This window comes from Citrobacter sp. wls615, assembly GCF_005281355.1.
Classification (GTDB): domain Bacteria; phylum Pseudomonadota; class Gammaproteobacteria; order Enterobacterales; family Enterobacteriaceae; genus Citrobacter; species Citrobacter werkmanii.
Window position 1 is genome coordinate 63,513 of record NZ_SZXM01000047.1, and the last position, 18,692, is coordinate 82,204.

The window sequence follows — 18,692 nt, forward strand, 5'->3', positions numbered from 1 at the left end:
TCCTATTTATCCATCGGGAAGCCCTCTTCCCGCATTTTGATGAAAACTTGCTGCCAGCGAGAAAGTCTCTTGCTGTCCCCAACGCGCTTATTGTTCTGATTGCCCGGAAGCCAAAGGCCAGTGTTGTTAAAGGAGTACACGGGTAATAAATCCATACGCTGCGTAGCTGGTGAAATGGTATTGGTCAGGCTGTCGAGTACCAGAGGAATTGCTTCAGGCGTGAGGTACCAGGTCAGCACCATATGCGCCCGGTTATAACGCAGGGCCTTAACATAAGTGATGCGTAGTTTGTCTTCGGAGATGCCCAACTGGCGGAGAGTGAAATATTTAGCGATCGCGTAGTCTTCGCAATCCGCTTCGCCTTTGCGCAGTGATTCAATGGGGGTTGCCCAGTAATCGACCTCATGCCAGGCGTCAATATCTTCGGTATAACGGAGCTTATCGTTAAAAAATTGGTTTACGGCGCGTAATTGTGTTTGTTCGTCTGCATTACGCAACTGGAGCAACAACTGCTGCCAGGCCTTGATCCGCCGTTGCGCTTGCGGACTCGCGGGACCGTAAAGCGCATCGGATTTCTGCTGGATGCTGGCAAAATCCCAGGCGGCGCGCAGCGAATGGACTGTCAATAGCAACAGCAGCACCCCAGGGATTTTCCACAGGCGCAGCAAGCGGTGGTGTAAAGAGCGGCTGATAGTGTTCAATTACTATGCTGACAGCTGCCTGGCGATGGGATTTTCATCTTTTCGCAGGACCAGGGAGACAGCCACTTTTTGCGTAACTGCGCGTTGATCGGTGAGGCGAAGAAATCTTTCAGCGTGCTGTTAACAAAAGTCACGAACTGCGGATCGTTTTTCCTCATCATAATGGCATAGTGCATATCATTGCCGATGCTCTGTGCCGACACGCTGAACAGTTCCGGTTGCTCGCTATCCTTAATTAACGGCCAGGCCAGCACATCATCCAGGAATAAGGCGGCGGCTTCATTATGCACCATCTTGTTAAACGCACCGTTTATCGTGGTGGTAGTAATTGTCGAAATATTAAGATGCTGCTCTCTGTTGGTTTTATTAAACTCCAGCAAATCTTTTGAGCTTCCTGGCAGGCTCACCGTGCGGCCTTTAAGGTCGTCAATCGAGTGGATATTATTTTTACGTAACGCAATGATGCGCATTTTTGCGATGTAATAGTTGAGAGAAAATGAGACGCTGGACATCCGCTCCGGCGCATTGGTATTTACGCTACAGTCCATATCAATTTTGCGCGTGTTTAATGCGGTAAAGCGTTCCCCAAAGCTCACGGGAATATAATGAATAGTTAAGCTGTTGAGCTTAAGATACTGGCGCAACTTATCGGCAATTATGTTACATACCGCAATGGTATAACCCGTGACCTTGCCATTGTGGTCGGTAAATGAAAACGGCGGCAACTGGCGATAGCCCACGTTTAGCACGCTGCTGTTTTGAATATGGTCGAGCGTCGCGGCGTTTTGCTGCGCCATCAGCGCAGGAGAGATGACGATACCTGCCAGTAGGAGCAGCCATTGCACCTTACGTTTCACCCTTGCCATCTCACGATTAATTATATTTTTCATAATCAAAACTGATCTTCTTTTTAGCAGCTGTTAGTGCTTTCAGGTTATCTGACATGGGAATGTTTAAATTAATGGCTTTTGGCGGAATCGGTGACTGAAACCATTTATTGTACAGCGCAGCAAATTCGTTGCTGGTCATCAGAGAGGAGAGTGCATCATCAACAAACTCTTTAAATTCTTTATCATGTAACGGGAGCAACAGTCCTGCCGGAAGGGGGGCGCTGAGCGCGATATCGGAAAGCGCATAATCTTCAGGGTTTGGCGTTTGTGCAATCATCCCTTTAAGTAATACCGTGCTGGAGATCAGTGCTGAATACTCACCGTTCTTCAGTTCGTTGAAGGCCGTAATATTATTGGTGTCGAGTTGAATATTAATATCCAGATCATTCGCAGCATTCACTTTTTGCAGTTGCTCAACGTAAATCGTACCGCTTTTTACCAGTACGCTATGTCCGGAAAGTTCAGCCAGGTTGTCGTTGCTTTCGGTTTTTCGCATCACAAAGCGGGTGCTCGAAAAGTAAAACGGCAGGGAGAACTCGCTCATGCTGTGCCGGCTTTGTGAATAAAAGGCAGGTATACACATGATGTCTGCCATGTGGTTTTTAATCAGCACAAACTGCGATGCTGAATTGGCTTTTACCCACTCTATTTTTAGGTTTTTTAGCTGAAGCTTTGTCTTGAGCGCGCTGACGATACTGTTGCAGATATCAATGGAGTAGCCCGCAGGGGTATTTCCATTTTGCCAGGAGAAGGGAAACGCATCATCCTGATAGCCAAGGGTAATGGTTTTCTTGCTGGCGATCTGTTCAAGCGTATGCAGTTGCTTATCTGCCATGCATGGTGTGGCCACAGCCAGCAGCACAACCATCATGAGCAGGCGTTTTGCCAGGTGAAAGATGTCAGGCATTGCTCAGACCTTCTTCAATAGCCTCTTCGGCAAACGCGGAAAGCACCTCACGTTCGCGAAGCGGGTAGCTAAAGAAATAGCCCTGAACATTCTGACACTCTATGTCGCGCAGGATGTCGCGCTGTTGCGCGGTCTCTACCCCTTCCGCGGTGACCGACATATTGTACTTATGGGCAAACTGAATCAGCATCACAATCAAATACTGGCTGGCATTATCCTGCTGCAGTTTATCGACCAACGTGCGGGCGATCTTGATGCGGGTGAAAGGGTAGATCAGCAGGTAATCCAGCGCCGCATACCCAGTACCCAGATCGTCCATGGCAATTTCGATACCCATAGCGCGGATCTCTTGCAGTACAGGTAAGGCGATTGATCTATCCAGTTTCTCGGATTCGGTAATTTCTATTTCAAGGCGTTCTGCCGCGAGTTGGCTGATGCGTAAGGCGTCTTTGATCACATCAACCAGCCCCGGACTGTGCAACTGGTAGGCCGATATATTGATGGCAATTCTGGTGCGCTCCGGCCATTTAGCCGCCGCTTCACAGGACTGACGAATAATCCATTCACCTAAACGCACAATCAGGCCGGAACTTTCGGCTATGTTGATAAAATAATCTGGATAAATCAGTCCCTTGGTGGGGTGATTCCAGCGGATCAGCGATTCATAGCCATACACGCTTTCATCTGCCAGGTTTATAATTGGCTGGTAGTGAAGTTCGAACTCCTTGTTATCAATACCATCAATGATTTCCTGATTAATAAACAGGCTGTGGGTCTGCTTCATCACCATGCCGTCTTCAAAGAAATGGAAACAGCCGCGGCCATGATGCTTAGAGGCATACATAGCAAGATCGGCATTGATCATCAGCGTCGAGGTATTGTTGCCCTGATATGGCGCGGTGGTGATACCGATGCTACAACTGATGGAAAAAGTATGAGTGCTCCAGGTGAATGGGGTACTCAGCGCACGAATAATGCGTTTTGCCAGACGATTCGCCTCCCTGATGGCGTTGTCGCTGACATGTTGCAGGATGGCGAATTCATCACCGCCCAGACGCGCCGCGATGTCGTTGGGTCCCAGCAATAACTGCAGACGCTGGGCAACGCTGATTAACAACTCATCTCCGGCTTTATGGCCGAAGGTATCGTTGACTGGCTTGAAATTGTCGAGGTCAATTAACAGCAGGTTGAACGGTTTTTCATCCAGATGAATTTCACTGACGCGCTTATCTAACGCCTGACCAAACGAAACGCGGTTGGGTAGGCCGGTCAGCGAATCATGATGGGCCATATGCTCCATCTTTTGCGACATTTCATGCATGCGTTGTAGATAACCGCGCTCTTTCATCGCGACGCGCAATTTTTCAATCGCTCCTGCAAGATGCCCAATCTCATCGTCCTGATCAAGATAGGGGGTAATGCAGTCGGTCTCCTCATGGGCAATGCGGGTGAGAGAGTTGATCAGCAGTGGAACCGGACGGAATAAACGACGCATAAACATCGTAACTAATGCCAACGTCACCAGCATAATCAGGATGAAAATGATGCAGCTCTTTTTTAGCATCGCATCGTAGGTGGCGTATAAATCGCTTTTTTTACCGATGCTACTTATCAGGCTCCCGAGGATCTCACCGGAAGGCGTCAAAATTGGCACGGCGCTGATAAAACACTCTTCGCCATTAATTTGGGCGAAACCAACATAGTAATTGACCAGCACATCGCGCGGCAGACGACCAGAGAAGGAAATAATTCCTTCGCCATTTTCAGACTTGTTGTTAATCCCTACATACCCTTTTTCCGGCGTATAGAGAAACAGCCAGGTGGGGCTGTGCGTCTGCACGGATGCCAACGCCAGGACGTCTACCGGGTTATAACCGGTTTGCAGAATAGAGTCGGTGTCGCCAAGTTGTCTGTCGGAGACGATGCGGGAGATCTGCCCGGCATCGCTGGTTTCAACCGAAACGGTGGTGTACACGCTGCGGATGATGTAGGTCATAATCTGTGCATTCGCCTCAGCGCGCTGCACCCACTGCTGATAAGAAAAGTTGTCTATCAGGCTCCAGTTGGTAAAGGCGCCTGCGCTAAAAGCAATAACGATACCCACCAGCAAAAATTGCGTTATTTTGCCAGTGATGGAATGTTGCCACCCTTTTATTGCTTTAAGGGAAAACAGAGACTTTGCCACGGATTATGTTAATTCCTGAATTGATTAGGCGATGCTAAATTTATTTCTGCTATTTCTTAATGGAATGTTATTGTTGCAAATAAGTAGATGAATGATGTGAAACGCAATGACGTAACAAATAACTAACATTGAACCAGCGTGAGTAATGGCAACAATAACGGTATGCGAATATAGATAACGCTGTGCTTATCGTCAACAGGCAAAAGTGTTCATAAAAATACATTTTTCATTATGCCTCTTCCAGGATATTAATGTTGACATTAAAACGACAAGGAGTGTTTTTTGTTTGAACTGGTTGGAGGTGTGGTGAAGTCATCAGTAAGGTGTGGTTTTTATATTTGGTATCAATGAATTAGCTATGCTGTTAAGTGTGTGTGTTGTAGTTTCATCCCGCCGGGATGTCCATTTTTGTCTATTAATGAGTATTTATTTCCTGATCTGATATGAATAAGATGCTCGCTTCAATATAGAGCCTAACTTTATTTTCTCAGTGCGCGGTCAATGTTGACAATTTTGCTATGGTTCAGCGACTGACCCAAAATGATTTGTTTGTGACATTCGAGTCTGGATTAAAGTCCTATTGGTATAGTGCATAGCGGATAAATTGATTTGGACGCGATAATAAATACTAACACAGCAAAAAGCATTCAAAAATGGTGCCTGCCACTTGCTTTGCCTGGCCTGTTATATCCACTGGCACAATATCTTAACGGTTATTGTCTTCTCAATAGTAATATTTTAACAGTTTACGATCTCAAACTCGCCGTATTTTCCGCCGCATTGGTTCTGTTTGGTTTTCGGGTATTGCCGGGATTTATTCTGTTTCTCGCGTTGATGTTCGTAGTGGGGCCACAAAGCGAGCGGGTGGATGCGCTGTGCCTGGTTATGGCCTCAACCTTTAGCTATGCCGCTTATCGCAACGTTACGGGCAGACGCAGCTGCGCCAGTTTTGGCCGTATAAAAATCAGCCTGAGCCGCCTGATTTGGCTATGCGGCTTCAACATCCTGCTCTATCTGTTATTCAGCAGGATTTTTGCCGTGTTCGTCACCCATGGCCATCGCCCGGATGTGGACAATATCCCAGTTATGAGCCTGGAGATGCTGGTACGTATTCAGGGGATCATCAACGGTTGCCTGACGGGCATCCCCTTTTTCTACAAAATTTATCGCATCATTCGTCGACCGTCTTATCTGTTGACCTTTATCAGAGCAATTGTCTTTCAGTGTAAAGGGAATATCACCGCCTTTGGCGTCAGTATCTGGTGTATTTTGCTGATTTCACTGATGTTCTGTTTGACGTCACCACACAGTCCGAACATCTTTTTTTCTTTCTATAGCCTGATCCTGTTATTTCCATTGATGCTGTGGGGGGCGATTAAGATTGGTCACTCGTTCACCATGCTGGTGTGGACAGTCGTACTGATTATTTTAGGCAAACATAACGACAGCTATATCGCCAGCGACATCAATTTCATGCTGCATCAGGCGCTGGTTTCCACCCTTATTTTTGTCTTTTCACTCACCATTGTGATCATGGGAGCGCTGGCAAAATTTACCCGCCAGCGGTTTAACCAGGTCCTGCTGTTGGGTCTGACTGACCCGATGACGGGTATGGCGAACCTGCGTGCTCTGAAGACGGAGTTGTTTACCACTGAGGGGGCGACGGTATGCCTGATACAGATCCCCGAGCTGGAGCTCTTTTCGCGCCGCTATGGTTTTCATTTTCGCGCCCGCTACCAAAAGATCCTTGCTGAGCATCTCAGAAGTCATCTGATCAAAAGCGAGAAGGTCTATTATCACGCGGGTTATGATCTGCTTATCCGCCTGGAGAATGGGTCCTGGGAGCGGTTATGCGACCTGTACCAGGCAGCTAATAGTTTTCGCCTCTTCTACAACAACCGCCGGCTGGGTTTTCGCAGTGGTTTGGGCTATTGCCTGATTAACGAGCATAGCGATGACATCTACCAGCTGGTGGGTAAGCTCGGCATGGTAGCTGGTTTATCTCTGACCAACGGCAGGCCGGAAAATCTCGAAGCGCAGCATAGTCGGGTCCTTGGCAACCACATCGTTGATAAAACAGAAATCCGCACCGCATTGCAAAATGCGCTGGATAATAATGCCTTCGTTCTGATGGCCCAGCCGATAGTCAGTACCCGTGGCGAAGCGCCATATCATGAAATATTGATCCGTATGCTCAACGAACGGGGGGAATTTATTCCACCAAACAGCTTTCTGCCGGTTGCCCATGATGCGGGACTGGCGCCGGATATCGATCTGTGGGTTATCGAAAACACCCTAAAGTTCATGCGCACCCATCCGCAGCGCTGTTTTGCCATTAACCTGGCACCAGTAACGGTGTGTCGTTCAAATATTGTCACCAGAATTACTCAGCTTCTGCACGATTACGCTGTGGAGCCGCAGCGGATTATTTTTGAGATAACCGAAGCGGATACGTTATCAGATAAAGGACAAACCGTGGAAACCCTGAGCTTAATACGTCAGCTGGGATGCCGCGTGGCGATTGATGATTTTGGTACCGGATTTGCCAGTCATGCGCGCTTGATGAATATCGAAGCAGACATCCTGAAAATAGATGGATCTTTTATTCGCCGGATCACCGAAAGCGAGATCAGCTACTACATCGTCGAGTCATTCTGCCGTGTCGCTGAAATGAAAAATATGCAGGTGGTCGCTGAATTTGTCGAAAACGCCAATATTCAGGCATGTCTGGAAAAAATGAATGTTGGGTGGTTACAGGGATATCACATTGGCAAACCTACACCATTGCTCACGTTGGAATAGCAGGGCGCTAACGCCTTATGGCCAAAAAAAGTAATTTCTTCTCAGGTAGAGAATAAAAATCATGAGTGACATTAGTAAAGTGAAGAATCGAACGGCGGGCGCTGCCGGTATGGGACCGCGCGCCCGATTGCTCTCATGGCTGCACAATATCCATCCCGGTGTGGCCATGAAGCTCGGTATGATTCTGGTTTTTTGTATTGCAACGCTGCTGATTGGTGCCTCTTTTATATTATCTTCTTACCTTTCCCGGGAATTGCAGGCTAATGCCCTGGAGATGATTAAAACCAACACACGTATTTTCCACAATAGTATTTCTAATGAATTCCAGCGCGTCACCCGCGATGCGGAGCATTACAGCAACGTTTATATTAATAATTACCAAAACGTTGCCGATAAGCCGCTGCGTTATATGGACGCAACTGAATTAAAAGCGGTATTGAGCAATCCTAATACGAACGCGCATTTCACCGAATTAACCAGCGTATTTGCCAGCACATTTATTCTGCAAGGTGAGCAGTTTGTGCGCGTTAGCAGCACGTTATTGGCAAGCTCTGGCAATACGGCTACCGCAACGGCATTGGGGCACGATAACCCAGCATTGCAGCTACTGCTGAAAAACAAACCATTTTCGGGTGTGGTCACGCTGTTTGGAAAGCAGTTTATTAGCCACTATGAGCCGATAGCCGATAAATATGGTCAGGTCGTTGGCGCGGTTGCGGTGGGATTCGATGTTAAACAAAGTCTGCAACCGATCATTCAGCGTTTGCTGAATGTGCATATTGGTAAAGAGGGTTACGCCTACGTGCTGGATGCCGGATTCGAACCGGGTCGTATGTTGGTCCATCCATCGTTGAGCAATCAACAGGCGATTAATATCACCGATGCCAATGGCTATAAGCTGTTTGCCGATATCCTCGAACATAAAAATGGCATTACTTACTACAACTGGGTAAGTCGCTACGGTACGCCGCCGAGAACCAAGGTTGCCGTCTATGAATATATCGACGGGATCGACTGGATTATTGCCACCACCAGCTACGTTGATGATGTATCCAGAAGCAGTAACCTGGTACGCAATGGACTGTTGCTGTTCACGGCTTTTCTGTTACCGGTCATTTTAGTATTGATTGCCGTTGCCAGTCGTTTTCTGATTTCACGCCGTTTAAACCGCGTACTCGGGATTGCGCAGACCATCGCAAAAGGAGATTTAACGGTTGATGTTGAGATCGATCATCACGATGAAATAGGTGAACTGCTGAGCGCGGTAGAGATGATGCGTCAGCGTCTGCACTCGCTGGTCGGCGATATGGTTTCTCACGCGGATTCGGTACACCAGGCTTCACTGCATATTACCGAAGCGGTAGATGGTCAGGCGTCAACCAGCGTGGAAACGTCATCCTCGGTGGCCGAGATTACCTCCACGATGGAAGAGTTGTCGGCTTCATCGACACAGATTGCTGAGCACTCGCGGGCGGTAGTGGATATTGCCAACCAGACGCTTGAGGATTGCAATAAAGGTTCAGAGTCGATGTCACAATTGCTGATGCGGATGACGGATATTGATACCGATAATCAGCAAAACATGCGTGAAATTATGATGCTCGGCAATAAGTCGACGGAAATCAGTCGCGTGATGGTGATCATCAATAGCGTTGCCGATCAAACGAAACTTATCGCCTTTAACGCCGCGCTGGAGGCCGCCAGCGCAGGAGAAGCCGGTAAGCGTTTCTCGGTGGTAGCGGCTGAAATTCGTCGTCTGGCCGACTCCGTGACGGAATCGACGGTTGAGATCGAGAACAAGATCAGCGAGATCCAAAATGCGATCAATCGTCTGGTGCTGAACGCGGAGAAAGGTGGCGAGAGCATTAAAGCGGGAGCCAGAGCTTGTAAAGTCAGCGCTGAACATCTGAACGACATCGTCGTTACCGCCGAGCAAACTTCTACGGCGGCGCTACAAATTTCACTATCGACCCAGCAGCAGAAAACGGCGAGCAATCAGGTGGTCATGGCGCTGCGTGAGATTGTCGTGGCCAGTAACTATACCTCGCAATCGATCAAAGACATTTTGGTTGTCAGTCAGGATATGACGCAACTGTCGAAAGCACTGAAAGAAGCGTCGACGTCATTCACCTTGACGGAAACGGATGCATGAACAGCGGCAATATACGGGTGCTGATCCTTGACCTGGACAGCGCATCGCGTAATGAACTGGTCAGGCAACTGGAAGATCATCCGCACATTAAAGTGGTGGGGCAAGCCGCCCATCGCAGACAAGCGATGAGATTATTACAACAGCTGATGCCCGATCTGCTGATTCTGACGCTGGATACCTCAAGCCCCGATAACGTCGAGGTTGTGGAAACGATCATGGCGACCAGCGCTATTCCCATCCTTGTGATGCGGTTTTGCCCAGAGAAACAATGGGATGATGATTATATCTCCCGTGGGGCGCTGGCGGTGCTGCACCATAGCAGCGATTTCCCGCTCTCGACCGATGCGCTGCATCGCAAAGTGGAATTGTTGGTCGGTGTGAAAGTGATTCGTCATATCAAGGGATTACGCCACCCAACCGAACCGGTCATGCCCGCCGCGCGCCCGACGATGGACACAGTAAAGACACCGCAGGACTGGCCTTTTGTGCTGGCGATTGCCTGTTCGACGGGGGGGCCGCAGGCACTGAGCAAGCTATTACAGGATCTCCCCGGTACGTTTCCATGTCCGGTACTCATTGCCCAACATATTGCCGATGGCTTCGCAAAAAATATGGTGCACTGGCTGGACAGCGTGACCGAACTGAAGGTGCGGCTGGCGCAGGAAGACGATCGGGTCGAAGCAGGGTACGTCTATATTTTACCGCCGGAGCAGCATCTGATCGTCAAAAGCAATCAACGCCTGGCGGCAATTCCCAGACAGGAAAGCGATGTCTATCATCCCAGTTGCAATCTGTTGCTGGAGTCGGTGGCTGAGGTATTTCGCGAAAAGGCCGTCGGGCTGATTATGACGGGTATGGGTAGCGATGGTTGTCGCGGCATTGAGCTTATTTTCCGCCGGGGAGGAAGAACGCTGGCGCAGGATGAAGAAAGCTCGGTGGTGTTCGGTATGAATAAGAACGCGATCGACAGGCAACTGATACACCGCACGATCCCTCTGGACGGTCTCGCGAAGGTGCTGCTATCGATGGCCTTTCACGGGCATTTTGAGAGTAAATTGCCATGATCCCCAATCTTCCTGATTACGCCCGCCTGATCAAAGACCGGGTGGGTTTGCACTTTGATAACGCAATGGAAGCGTTGCTGAAATCGGCGCTGAAACGGCGTATGAGCGAACGAAACATCAGTAATTACTATGAATATTATGAACAACTGCGCATTTCACAGGACGAGTTTGATCGCTTCATTACGCTGATAACCATTAACGAAACCTATTTCTTCCGCGAAAACGAGACGCTGGATTTGATCTGTGATAAGTGGGTCCCGCGTCTGCTGCAACAGCGCAGCGGCCCGGTGCGTATTCTCAGCGCCGGATGCTCTTCCGGAGAAGAAGCCTATTCGCTGGCGATTAAACTGCATGAGAAATACCAGGGCGAAATGGCTCAGCGGATTGAAATTTACGGTTGTGATATTGACCCGGTAATCCTGGCAAAAGCCAGAAACGCCAGCTATTCAAGCTACTCGTTTCGCGGCGTCGACCCAGGCATTCAGCAGCGCTATTTTACCCGCTCAGGAAACCTCTACCGACTGCATGATGCGATCCGTGAGAAAGTCTCGTTTCACCGCACCAACATTATAAAAGAGCAGCTGTTGCCGGAAGTGGACATCATTTTGCTGCGTAACGTGTCTATCTATTTCGACACGCCAACGCGTCGTGAACTGCACGGTAATTTGTCGAAAATGCTCCAGCCTCAGGGGGCCTTATTTTTTGGCAATGCGGAAACGTTGGCCAACAATTTCGACATTCTGAAGCTGGAGCAGGAAGAGGGCATTTTTTATTTTTGCCACCATCGTGAACCGCCAACAATCGTACCGGTACCCAGGGTAGCGGTACGCGCTCCGCAGCCGAGAGCGGTAGTGGAGTATGAACCTTCCATGCCCATGGCTCAGCAAAATGATGACTGGCTAAAAAAGGCTCGTGTCTGTCTCGATGAAAAATGTTTTTCAGAGGCTGAAACGTGCATCGCCCACGTACTACGCGACGATCCCCGTAACCCGGATGCGTTGCTGATTCAGGGCGTCATTGCCCTTGAGCAGCGTGAATTTTCTCAGACAGCCGGAAATGCGCAGAAGATCCTCGCTCAGGATGAGTGGTCGGCAGAGGCCAAAATGCTGCTCGGTCTGGCGATGATGTGGCAGCGTCAGACGCAGCAGGCTATCGCCTGGTTTAAACAGGTGGTTTATCAGGAGCCTGGTTACTGGCCGGCGCACTATTATCTGGCCGAAATGTACCGTCAAAGCGAGTTAAGTCAGCCTGCGCAGCGTACGTATCGCGTGGTGATGCAACTGCTGAACGACGAAATGAACAACCCATCTGCGGTTTGTCGTCTGCGTTTGCCGATGGTGTTTCCTGGCAATACGTTTCGTTTTCTTTGTGAACATCAACTGGCGCAATTTGCCCACCGAAGTGGCTAATAAGAGCGATTATGGCTATCGATCTGAAAAAATTCGTTCTGCGCTTTATTGATGAAGGGAGAGGTCATTTGCAGACGATCAGCGAAGGGGCGTTCCTCCTCTCCGCTGATGAACATACTGAAGCCTGGATAGGTGAGATGTTTCGCGCCGCGCATACCCTGAAAGGGGGCGCGCGGATGCTGAAACTGCAAAGTATCGCTGATGTCACTCATCATCTTGAAGATGTATTAAGTGAGCTACGCGATAACAAACTGACGCCGGACAGGGCGCTGGGTAATCTGATTCATGAGTCCGTGGAATATCTTTCGGGCCAGTTGACCCAGCTTTTTGTCAGCGAGGGCGATAATCAGTTGCCACCGGCGGATGCCGGGCTGTGCGAACGCCTGGCATCCGCCAGCCGGGGAGAAACCGTTACTCCGCTGCTGGAGTCGCCAACGGCTACGGACAAACCTGGTGTTTCGGCTTCTGTGGCAGCCCCCTCCCTGGACTCCGGTATCAAGCAGGCCGATTTCGTACGCGTTAAGCTGAACAAGCTGGACGGCCTGATCGACATCCTCGGGGAAGTGCTCGCCGGACATGATCGCCTTGAACAGCAGATCCAAAACCTGAGTCAGTTGGTCCCCCGATTGCCGGGCCTGAGCGCCGAGCAGCTTCGCCAACAGATCCATGATTTCAGCGCTCAACTAAAAGAAAGCGTTCAGCTCCAGCATTTGCAGATGTTTGAACTGTACGACGTGGCGGCGCGGATCCGCATGCTTCCGCTATCGACGCTGTTTGAGCCGATCTCCTTACAGGTCAGTGAACTGGCTTCCACGCTGAACAAACAGGTGGTGTGCCGCTTCGTCGGCGGTGAAGTGGAAATCGACCGCCAGCTCATTGACCGGCTATCGGAATCGCTGACGCATTTGCTGCGTAACGCGGTCGATCACGGCATTGGCGAGATCGACGAACGCCTGGCACTGGGTAAATCGACCCGTGGCACCATTACCATCACCACTCAACAGGACGGCAGCGGAATATTACTGCGCATTGAAGATGACGGTCGCGGTCTCAACTATGAGGCCATCAGCGCGAAGGCGGTCAGCAAAGGCCTGGTTCCCGCATCGATGGCGGGACAACTCTCCGAGCAGGAGTGTAATGAGCTGATTTTTCATCCCGGCTTTTCCACCAGCAAGATAGTCTCTGAGCTGTCGGGGCGCGGTGTGGGTCTTGATGTGGTACGCAAAACGGTGGTGACCGACCTGCAAGGTGATTTGCAGGTATACAGTCGCCCAGGCGTCGGAACCAGCTTTAGCCTGCGCCTGCCTGTTTCGCTCACGATGATGCGAATTATGCAATTTGAAGAGCAGGGACACCTGTTTGGACTGGCGGCACAGTATGTGGTTGAGGTGGTGGAGTGTACTGCGCAGGGGATTAGCGAAATCGCCGGGCGACCGGCCATTATTTTGCATAACGAGTTTATTCCCGTGGTTTGCGCAGGCGCTCTGCTGGGCATTCACGATCGCCAGGGCAATCTCTCATCGGCAGGACAACGTTTAATCGTTGTGCAGAACCAGTACAGCAAAATGGCGCTGCGGGTAGATAAGCTGCTCGATGAACGCAAGATGATGATCAAACCGTTACCAAAGCATATGCAGCAGCAGTCGCTGGTCTCCGGGATGGTACAGACGCCGGATAACCAACTGGTCAGCATTCTGCAAGTGCCTGCGCTGATGGCGATGGCGCAACAGTCACGGCAAACCAGCGCCCCGGCGCCCGCGTCGAGCGTGGCGCAAGATGCCTGGCACGTGCTGGTGGTTGATGATTCCCTCAATACCCGCGAGATAGAAAAAAATGTGCTGGAGGCGCATGGCTATCAGGTCACGTTGGCTGAAGATGGGCTGTCAGGGCTGCAAAAAGCGAAACTGACCCAATTCGATGCCGTACTGACGGATGTCGAAATGCCGTTTATGGATGGTTTTACCTTCACAAAATCGTTGCGCGCAGAGAAAAATTACCAGCACACGCCAATCATTATCGTGACCTCCCGCGCGAAGGAAGAAGACCGACGACGGGGCATTCAGGTAGGGGCGGACGCCTACATCGCCAAAGGCGATTTCGAGCAGGACAGTTTAATAAAAACATTAAAAATGCTTTTGTGCTGATGGCGCAAAATCGAGAGAGAAGATGCGAATTTTATTAGTGGATGATGATCTTTTTGCGGCTGAGCTGGCCTCTATTTTTTTGCAGATGGATGGCTACGACGTGGTGATTGTGGAAAGCGCTATTTCTGCCCTGGCGTGCCTGGATTCGGATAAAAACATCGACCTGGTGATTAGCGATCTGCATATGCCTGAGATCAGTGGTCTGGATTTGTTGGCGCTGTTACGCGCTCAGGCCTGGTCTAAGCCCTTTATATTACTCAGTGCAAACGAAGTGACGGCCAGCGATCTCCTGTATGACCGGTGGGTAAAAAAAGATGAAAACCTGGCGGAAAATCTGGGGGCGGCAGTGAATGCGCTCCTGCTACCGTCCGTGGTCACTGAATAAGCCTGGGCGTTTGATGAAACCAGAAAATAAGCACATAGCGATGGCGGCGGCGCAGGAAAAAATAGCGCGTCTGCGTCAGGGATTTTTACGTCGCATCCCCGATATGCTGGCACAGGCAGAAAGACTGCTCGTTCAATTGGTCGCTGAACCCAGCGAAGCTTGTCGTAAGCAATTGCATATTCTGCTGCACAGTATTCACGGTTCGGCGGGGTCCTTTGGTTTTAGCCCGCTGGCGAATGCCTCAGCAGAAGGTGAGCGTTTACTAACAGAATCGGAGTCAGAGCAAAGCATACTGCATTATGATGAGCTGCGGCGAATTATCCGCTGGTTGTATACCCTCACCCAGGAGCAGCTCAATCTTGAGCATCGTATTAGCGATACGGAGTTCACCTTGCCTGTCTCCTCCCAGCGCCCGGAAGAGGGATATGTCCGGCGGGCCAGCAAACCTATCTACCTGTGTGATGATGATGTCGACCAGGTTGAGTTGCTTGCCACCCAGTTGCGCTGTTTCGGCTTTACCTGTCATGTATTCGCCAATACTGAGGATTTTACGCAAGCCGTACTGGCACAACCGCCAGCCGTGGTGATTATGGATGTCAGCTTCCCGGACAACGCCTACGGTGGGCCGTTGACGATGGCGGAGCTAAAGCTGAAAGTGGGTAAACCTTTCCCGGTTCTATTTCTCTCCTGCCACAGCGATTTTAACGCCCGTATCAACGCCATTAAATCCGGCTGTGATGGCTACTACGTGAAACCGGCTTCTATCACTGATTTGGTACAGGAACTACACCGCCTGACGCAGCCTTCGCTGAAAAAACCGTATCAGGTGCTGTTGATCGATGATGAGCCCGCGGTGGCGGAATACAACGCTGAAAGGCTGCGCATGGCGGGAATGGAGGTACATGTGCTGGAGAAACCTCACTATTTACTACATGTGCTGAACGCGCAACCTATCGATCTGGTGCTGATGGACTACCATATGCCGGAATTTAGCGGTGAGGAATTAACAAAACTTATTCGTCAGATACCACAGCATATTGGTTTGCCGATCGCCTATCTCTCCAGCGAGACCAACAAGCATGCACAGCTTGGGGCAATGAGCATCGGTGCGGAGGATTTTATTCTCAAACAAGCCGATCCCGAGGAGCTCATCCGTGCCGTGTCTATCCGTGCCGAAAGAATGCGCGCTCTGCGTGCGCGTATGTCGCAGGACAGTCTGAGTGGATTATATAACCACTCAACGACAACCCATTTTCTGAAAAGCGCGATTGCCGAGTCGAATTACAGCGGTAATCCGTTCTGCATGGTGATGGTGGATCTGGATCATTTCAAAAGTATTAACGACACCTACGGCCATGCGGTTGGCGACCAGGTGATTGTTGGCATTTCGCAGCTGTTTTCCCATCGCTTACGCAGCACCGATATCGTGGGGCGTTACGGGGGCGAAGAGTTTGTCATCATTATGCCCAACACCAGTAGCGAAAAGGCGGCACGGGTGGTCGAACGATTACGCAGGGACTATGAACAGGTCACCTTCGCCGTCAATGACGCCAGTTTTCACAGTACCTTTAGCGCAGGCATCGCACAGTGGCAGTTTGGCGATCGTGTTGAAACGCTGCGCGAACGCGCCGACCAGGCGCTGTATGCCGCGAAGCAAAATGGCCGTAACACCTTCTGCATTGCTGAGTAAAAAGGAGAAATCATGAGCCAACAGCTGGAGCAAATTCTCGCCCTAAATCACGGTGAAAAGCCGGAGTGTGAAAATGTGGATGAGCCGCAGCGAACGCTGGTGCTATTTCAACTGGCGGGTAAGAATTTTGCTTTCTATGGGGCGCAGATAAAAGAGATCCTCGCGGAGCGCCCTATATCCTGGGTTCCCTGCTGTGCGCCGATGCTGGAAGGCGTCATCAACTACCGTGGACGTGTAGAGTCGGTGATGAGGCTGGACAGCCTCATCGATAAACCTGTCGTTAACCCGGCAGGTAAACGCACTATCCTGATTGGCTGCGCCGAGAAAATGCAAAGCGGGATCCTGATCGACAAACTGATTGATGTGCTGGAAGTCGCCGAAAGCCAAATCCACTTGCCGGGAGACTCGCTGCCTCCGGCACTGCAAACTATCGCAGTGGGGGTGGTTAATGTGGCGGAAACCTGGTTCACGCTGCTCGATCTGAATCTGGTTTTTGCGCGTTATCAGGAGACCAGTGGTTATGACGGCTCCCATTAATCTGGCTGCGGTGCGTATTACCCTCGGAACGCTCAATTTTTATATTCCGGCAAACCAGGTCGGGCGCTGTTCGCTGGTGACAAGGGTTGCGCCGGAAATCCCGCGTTTAAGCCAGTGGCTGGGCATTGCCGATGAGCCGCAACAGGGCAGACATTTACATCTGTTTGTCCCGGATAGCGGCGTTGAAACCGGCTGGTATCTGTGGGGACAACTGGAGAATGTCATCTTACCTGGCGATACCATTTTTGCCGTACCACCGCTTCTGGCGCGCAACTGTCATCTGCCTGCGCTACGCGCGTTGGTGGGCTGCGAAGCCTTCAGCCCGTTGTTAAGCTGGCGATAGGCTAATGGTGTTATAAATCTATTTTACCGCGGCATGAAATAGTTTAGCTGTAAATATTTTTGTTTATCTTTTTTAATGCCGCTCACCTTCCTGTTGTGATATTTACGCTTCATTACATAAGTAATGATTAATTTAAATGTCAGCATGATGGCTTTAATTAAATAGCAAGCGCAGGCCCGTCACATTTTTAAATATTTCTATTTGGTTCGCGTCGTGGAAATGATTTAAATCACTTTATTTATTCTTTGTTTATTCAAAATGTCCGGGTGATTCTCCACGATAACAAGGAAATGGATATGAGTTTACCCTCCCAGGATAATAAGGTAGGACCCGGGGCTTATTTTGCTCTGGCATTCGCCGCAGTATTTTTCTCTGGATTACTCGGCGGAAAAGAATGGTACGGTGTATTTGATTTCACCACTCTGAATGGCGCATTTGGCAGGGTTGTCAGTAAAGTGAGTCTTGAAGGCGATACCCTGACGACCGCAACCAGCGCATTTCGTGGTACCGGTGGTCATGGTGCTATGGATGGCTTTCTTTTCGCGCTGGGATTAATCCCCGCAGTAATGTTTGCCTTGGGCATGATTAATGTGCTGGAACACTACGGCGCGCTGCGTGCGGCGCGGCACCTGTTGACCCCATTATTGCGTCCGCTGATGGGGATCCCTGGAAATACCGGTCTGGCGTTGATTGGCAGCTTGCAGAGTACGGACGTTGGCGCATCGCTTACCCGTAACCTGGCCGATGAAGGTGAAATTACAGAAAACGAAAAGGACATTTTTGCTATGTTCCAGTTTTCGGCCGGGGCCATGATCACTAACTTTTTCTCTTCCGGCGCAATCCTGTTCACCCTGATGGCAGTGGATGGTACCCCGGCGGTACCCGCGTCCATTGGCGCGTGTGTGGCCGTGATGTTCATCATGAAAATTGTTGGCGCCAACATGATGCGCCTGATCCTGACTTTCACTAATAAAAAAGCCCAATCAACTGTTCCGGGAGAAGCATCATGAGTGCGCCAACCTCTAATCCTGTTATTACTGATGTATTTGTCGAAGGTGCGCGTAAAGGCTGGAACATCGCTACCACCAGCACGCTGCCAAACGTGGTGATGGCCTTTGTCATCATCAAAGCGCTGGAGATTACCGGGGCGCTGAAAGGGCTTGGCATGGTATTCGCTCCGCTGATGGGACTTTTTGGCCTGCCAGGTGAAGCTGCAGCGGTACTGATTGGCGGCTGGATGTCGATGGGCGGAGGTATTGGCGTTGCGATTGGTCTGTTTGATAAAGGCATTCTGACCGGTGAACACCTGGCTATCCTGGCGCCGGCAATTTATTTGATGGGCTCCCAGGTGCAATACCTGGGACGCATTCTGGGGGTTATTGGCACCAGCGCTAAACGTATTCCCCTGATGATTGTTATCTCCGTTTTGAACGCTTTTTTAGCGATGCTGCTGATGCGCATTATTCTCTGATAAGGAAATACC

At 50.2% G+C, this 18,692-nt stretch carries 15 protein-coding genes; 11 read left to right on the forward strand and 4 right to left on the reverse strand.

What is annotated here, in order from left to right:
• Nucleotides 1-2: 2 nt before the first annotated feature.
• Genes lapG through FDX04_RS13250 form a run of 4 tightly spaced genes read right to left on the reverse strand, consistent with a single transcriptional unit; the run spans nucleotide 3 to nucleotide 4,683 of the window.
• Nucleotides 3-692, reverse strand: a complete 690-nt coding sequence (gene lapG / locus FDX04_RS13235; protein WP_371415442.1) for a cysteine protease LapG — start codon at nucleotides 690-692, stop codon at nucleotides 3-5.
• 5 nt (nucleotides 693-697) lie between these two features.
• A complete protein-coding gene (locus tag FDX04_RS13240) occupies nucleotides 698-1,591 on the reverse strand; it encodes a transporter substrate-binding domain-containing protein (RefSeq protein ID WP_137361228.1) in 894 nt (297 codons plus the stop codon).
• A complete protein-coding gene (locus tag FDX04_RS13245) occupies nucleotides 1,575-2,498 on the reverse strand; it encodes an amino acid ABC transporter substrate-binding protein (RefSeq protein ID WP_137361227.1) in 924 nt (307 codons plus the stop codon). Before FDX04_RS13245 ends, FDX04_RS13240 begins: the two co-directional genes overlap by 17 nt.
• Nucleotides 2,491-4,683, reverse strand: coding sequence for a bifunctional diguanylate cyclase/phosphodiesterase (locus FDX04_RS13250; protein ID WP_042310643.1), 2,193 nt, complete (start codon nucleotides 4,681-4,683; stop codon nucleotides 2,491-2,493). The genes FDX04_RS13245 and FDX04_RS13250 overlap by 8 nt, the downstream gene beginning before the upstream one ends.
• Nucleotides 4,684-5,355: 672 nt before the next feature.
• Between FDX04_RS13250 and FDX04_RS13255 the strand changes: the two genes are divergently transcribed.
• The 11 genes from FDX04_RS13255 to FDX04_RS13305 all read left to right on the forward strand — a co-directional run bounded on the left by FDX04_RS13255 (nucleotide 5,356) and on the right by FDX04_RS13305 (nucleotide 18,680).
• Complete coding sequence (locus FDX04_RS13255) at nucleotides 5,356-7,485, forward strand: EAL domain-containing protein (protein ID WP_249935537.1); 2,130 nt, start codon at nucleotides 5,356-5,358, stop codon at nucleotides 7,483-7,485.
• Nucleotides 7,486-7,546: 61 nt separating this feature from the next.
• A complete protein-coding gene (locus FDX04_RS13260) occupies nucleotides 7,547-9,637 on the forward strand; it encodes a Cache 3/Cache 2 fusion domain-containing protein (protein ID WP_137349485.1) in 2,091 nt (696 codons plus the stop codon).
• Nucleotides 9,634-10,701 (forward strand): chemotaxis protein CheB, encoded by a 1,068-nt coding sequence (locus FDX04_RS13265; protein WP_079226074.1) that lies wholly within the window; start codon nucleotides 9,634-9,636, stop codon nucleotides 10,699-10,701. The genes FDX04_RS13260 and FDX04_RS13265 overlap by 4 nt, the downstream gene beginning before the upstream one ends.
• Nucleotides 10,698-12,110 carry a protein-glutamate O-methyltransferase CheR gene (locus FDX04_RS13270; RefSeq protein ID WP_137371067.1) on the forward strand — a complete coding sequence of 471 codons (1,413 nt, stop codon included), beginning with the start codon at nucleotides 10,698-10,700 and terminating at the stop codon, nucleotides 12,108-12,110. Before FDX04_RS13265 ends, FDX04_RS13270 begins: the two co-directional genes overlap by 4 nt.
• Before the next feature lie 11 nt (nucleotides 12,111-12,121).
• Nucleotides 12,122-14,254, forward strand: coding sequence for a response regulator (locus tag FDX04_RS13275; protein WP_137371068.1), 2,133 nt, complete (start codon nucleotides 12,122-12,124; stop codon nucleotides 14,252-14,254).
• 22 nt (nucleotides 14,255-14,276) lie between these two features.
• Entirely contained in the window at nucleotides 14,277-14,639 is a 363-nt protein-coding gene (locus FDX04_RS13280; RefSeq protein ID WP_137361223.1) for a response regulator, read from the forward strand.
• Nucleotides 14,640-14,652: 13 nt separating this feature from the next.
• Nucleotides 14,653-16,329, forward strand: a complete 1,677-nt coding sequence (locus tag FDX04_RS13285; RefSeq protein WP_137371069.1) for a diguanylate cyclase — start codon at nucleotides 14,653-14,655, stop codon at nucleotides 16,327-16,329.
• 12 nt (nucleotides 16,330-16,341) lie between these two features.
• The gene (locus FDX04_RS13290) at nucleotides 16,342-16,866 is read left to right on the forward strand and encodes a chemotaxis protein CheW (protein WP_137365344.1); all 525 of its coding nucleotides are present in this window, start codon (nucleotides 16,342-16,344) and stop codon (nucleotides 16,864-16,866) included.
• Nucleotides 16,850-17,209: a hypothetical protein gene (locus FDX04_RS13295; protein WP_137361221.1), complete on the forward strand. Its 360-nt coding sequence runs from the start codon at nucleotides 16,850-16,852 to the stop codon at nucleotides 17,207-17,209. The genes FDX04_RS13290 and FDX04_RS13295 overlap by 17 nt, the downstream gene beginning before the upstream one ends.
• 290 nt (nucleotides 17,210-17,499) lie before the next feature.
• Nucleotides 17,500-18,219 carry a nucleoside recognition domain-containing protein gene (locus tag FDX04_RS13300; RefSeq protein WP_137361220.1) on the forward strand — a complete coding sequence of 240 codons (720 nt, stop codon included), beginning with the start codon at nucleotides 17,500-17,502 and terminating at the stop codon, nucleotides 18,217-18,219.
• On the forward strand, nucleotides 18,216-18,680 hold the full coding sequence (locus FDX04_RS13305) for a YjiG family protein (RefSeq protein WP_061382340.1): 465 nt from the start codon (nucleotides 18,216-18,218) through the stop codon (nucleotides 18,678-18,680). The genes FDX04_RS13300 and FDX04_RS13305 overlap by 4 nt, the downstream gene beginning before the upstream one ends.
• Nucleotides 18,681-18,692: the final 12 nt, after the last annotated feature.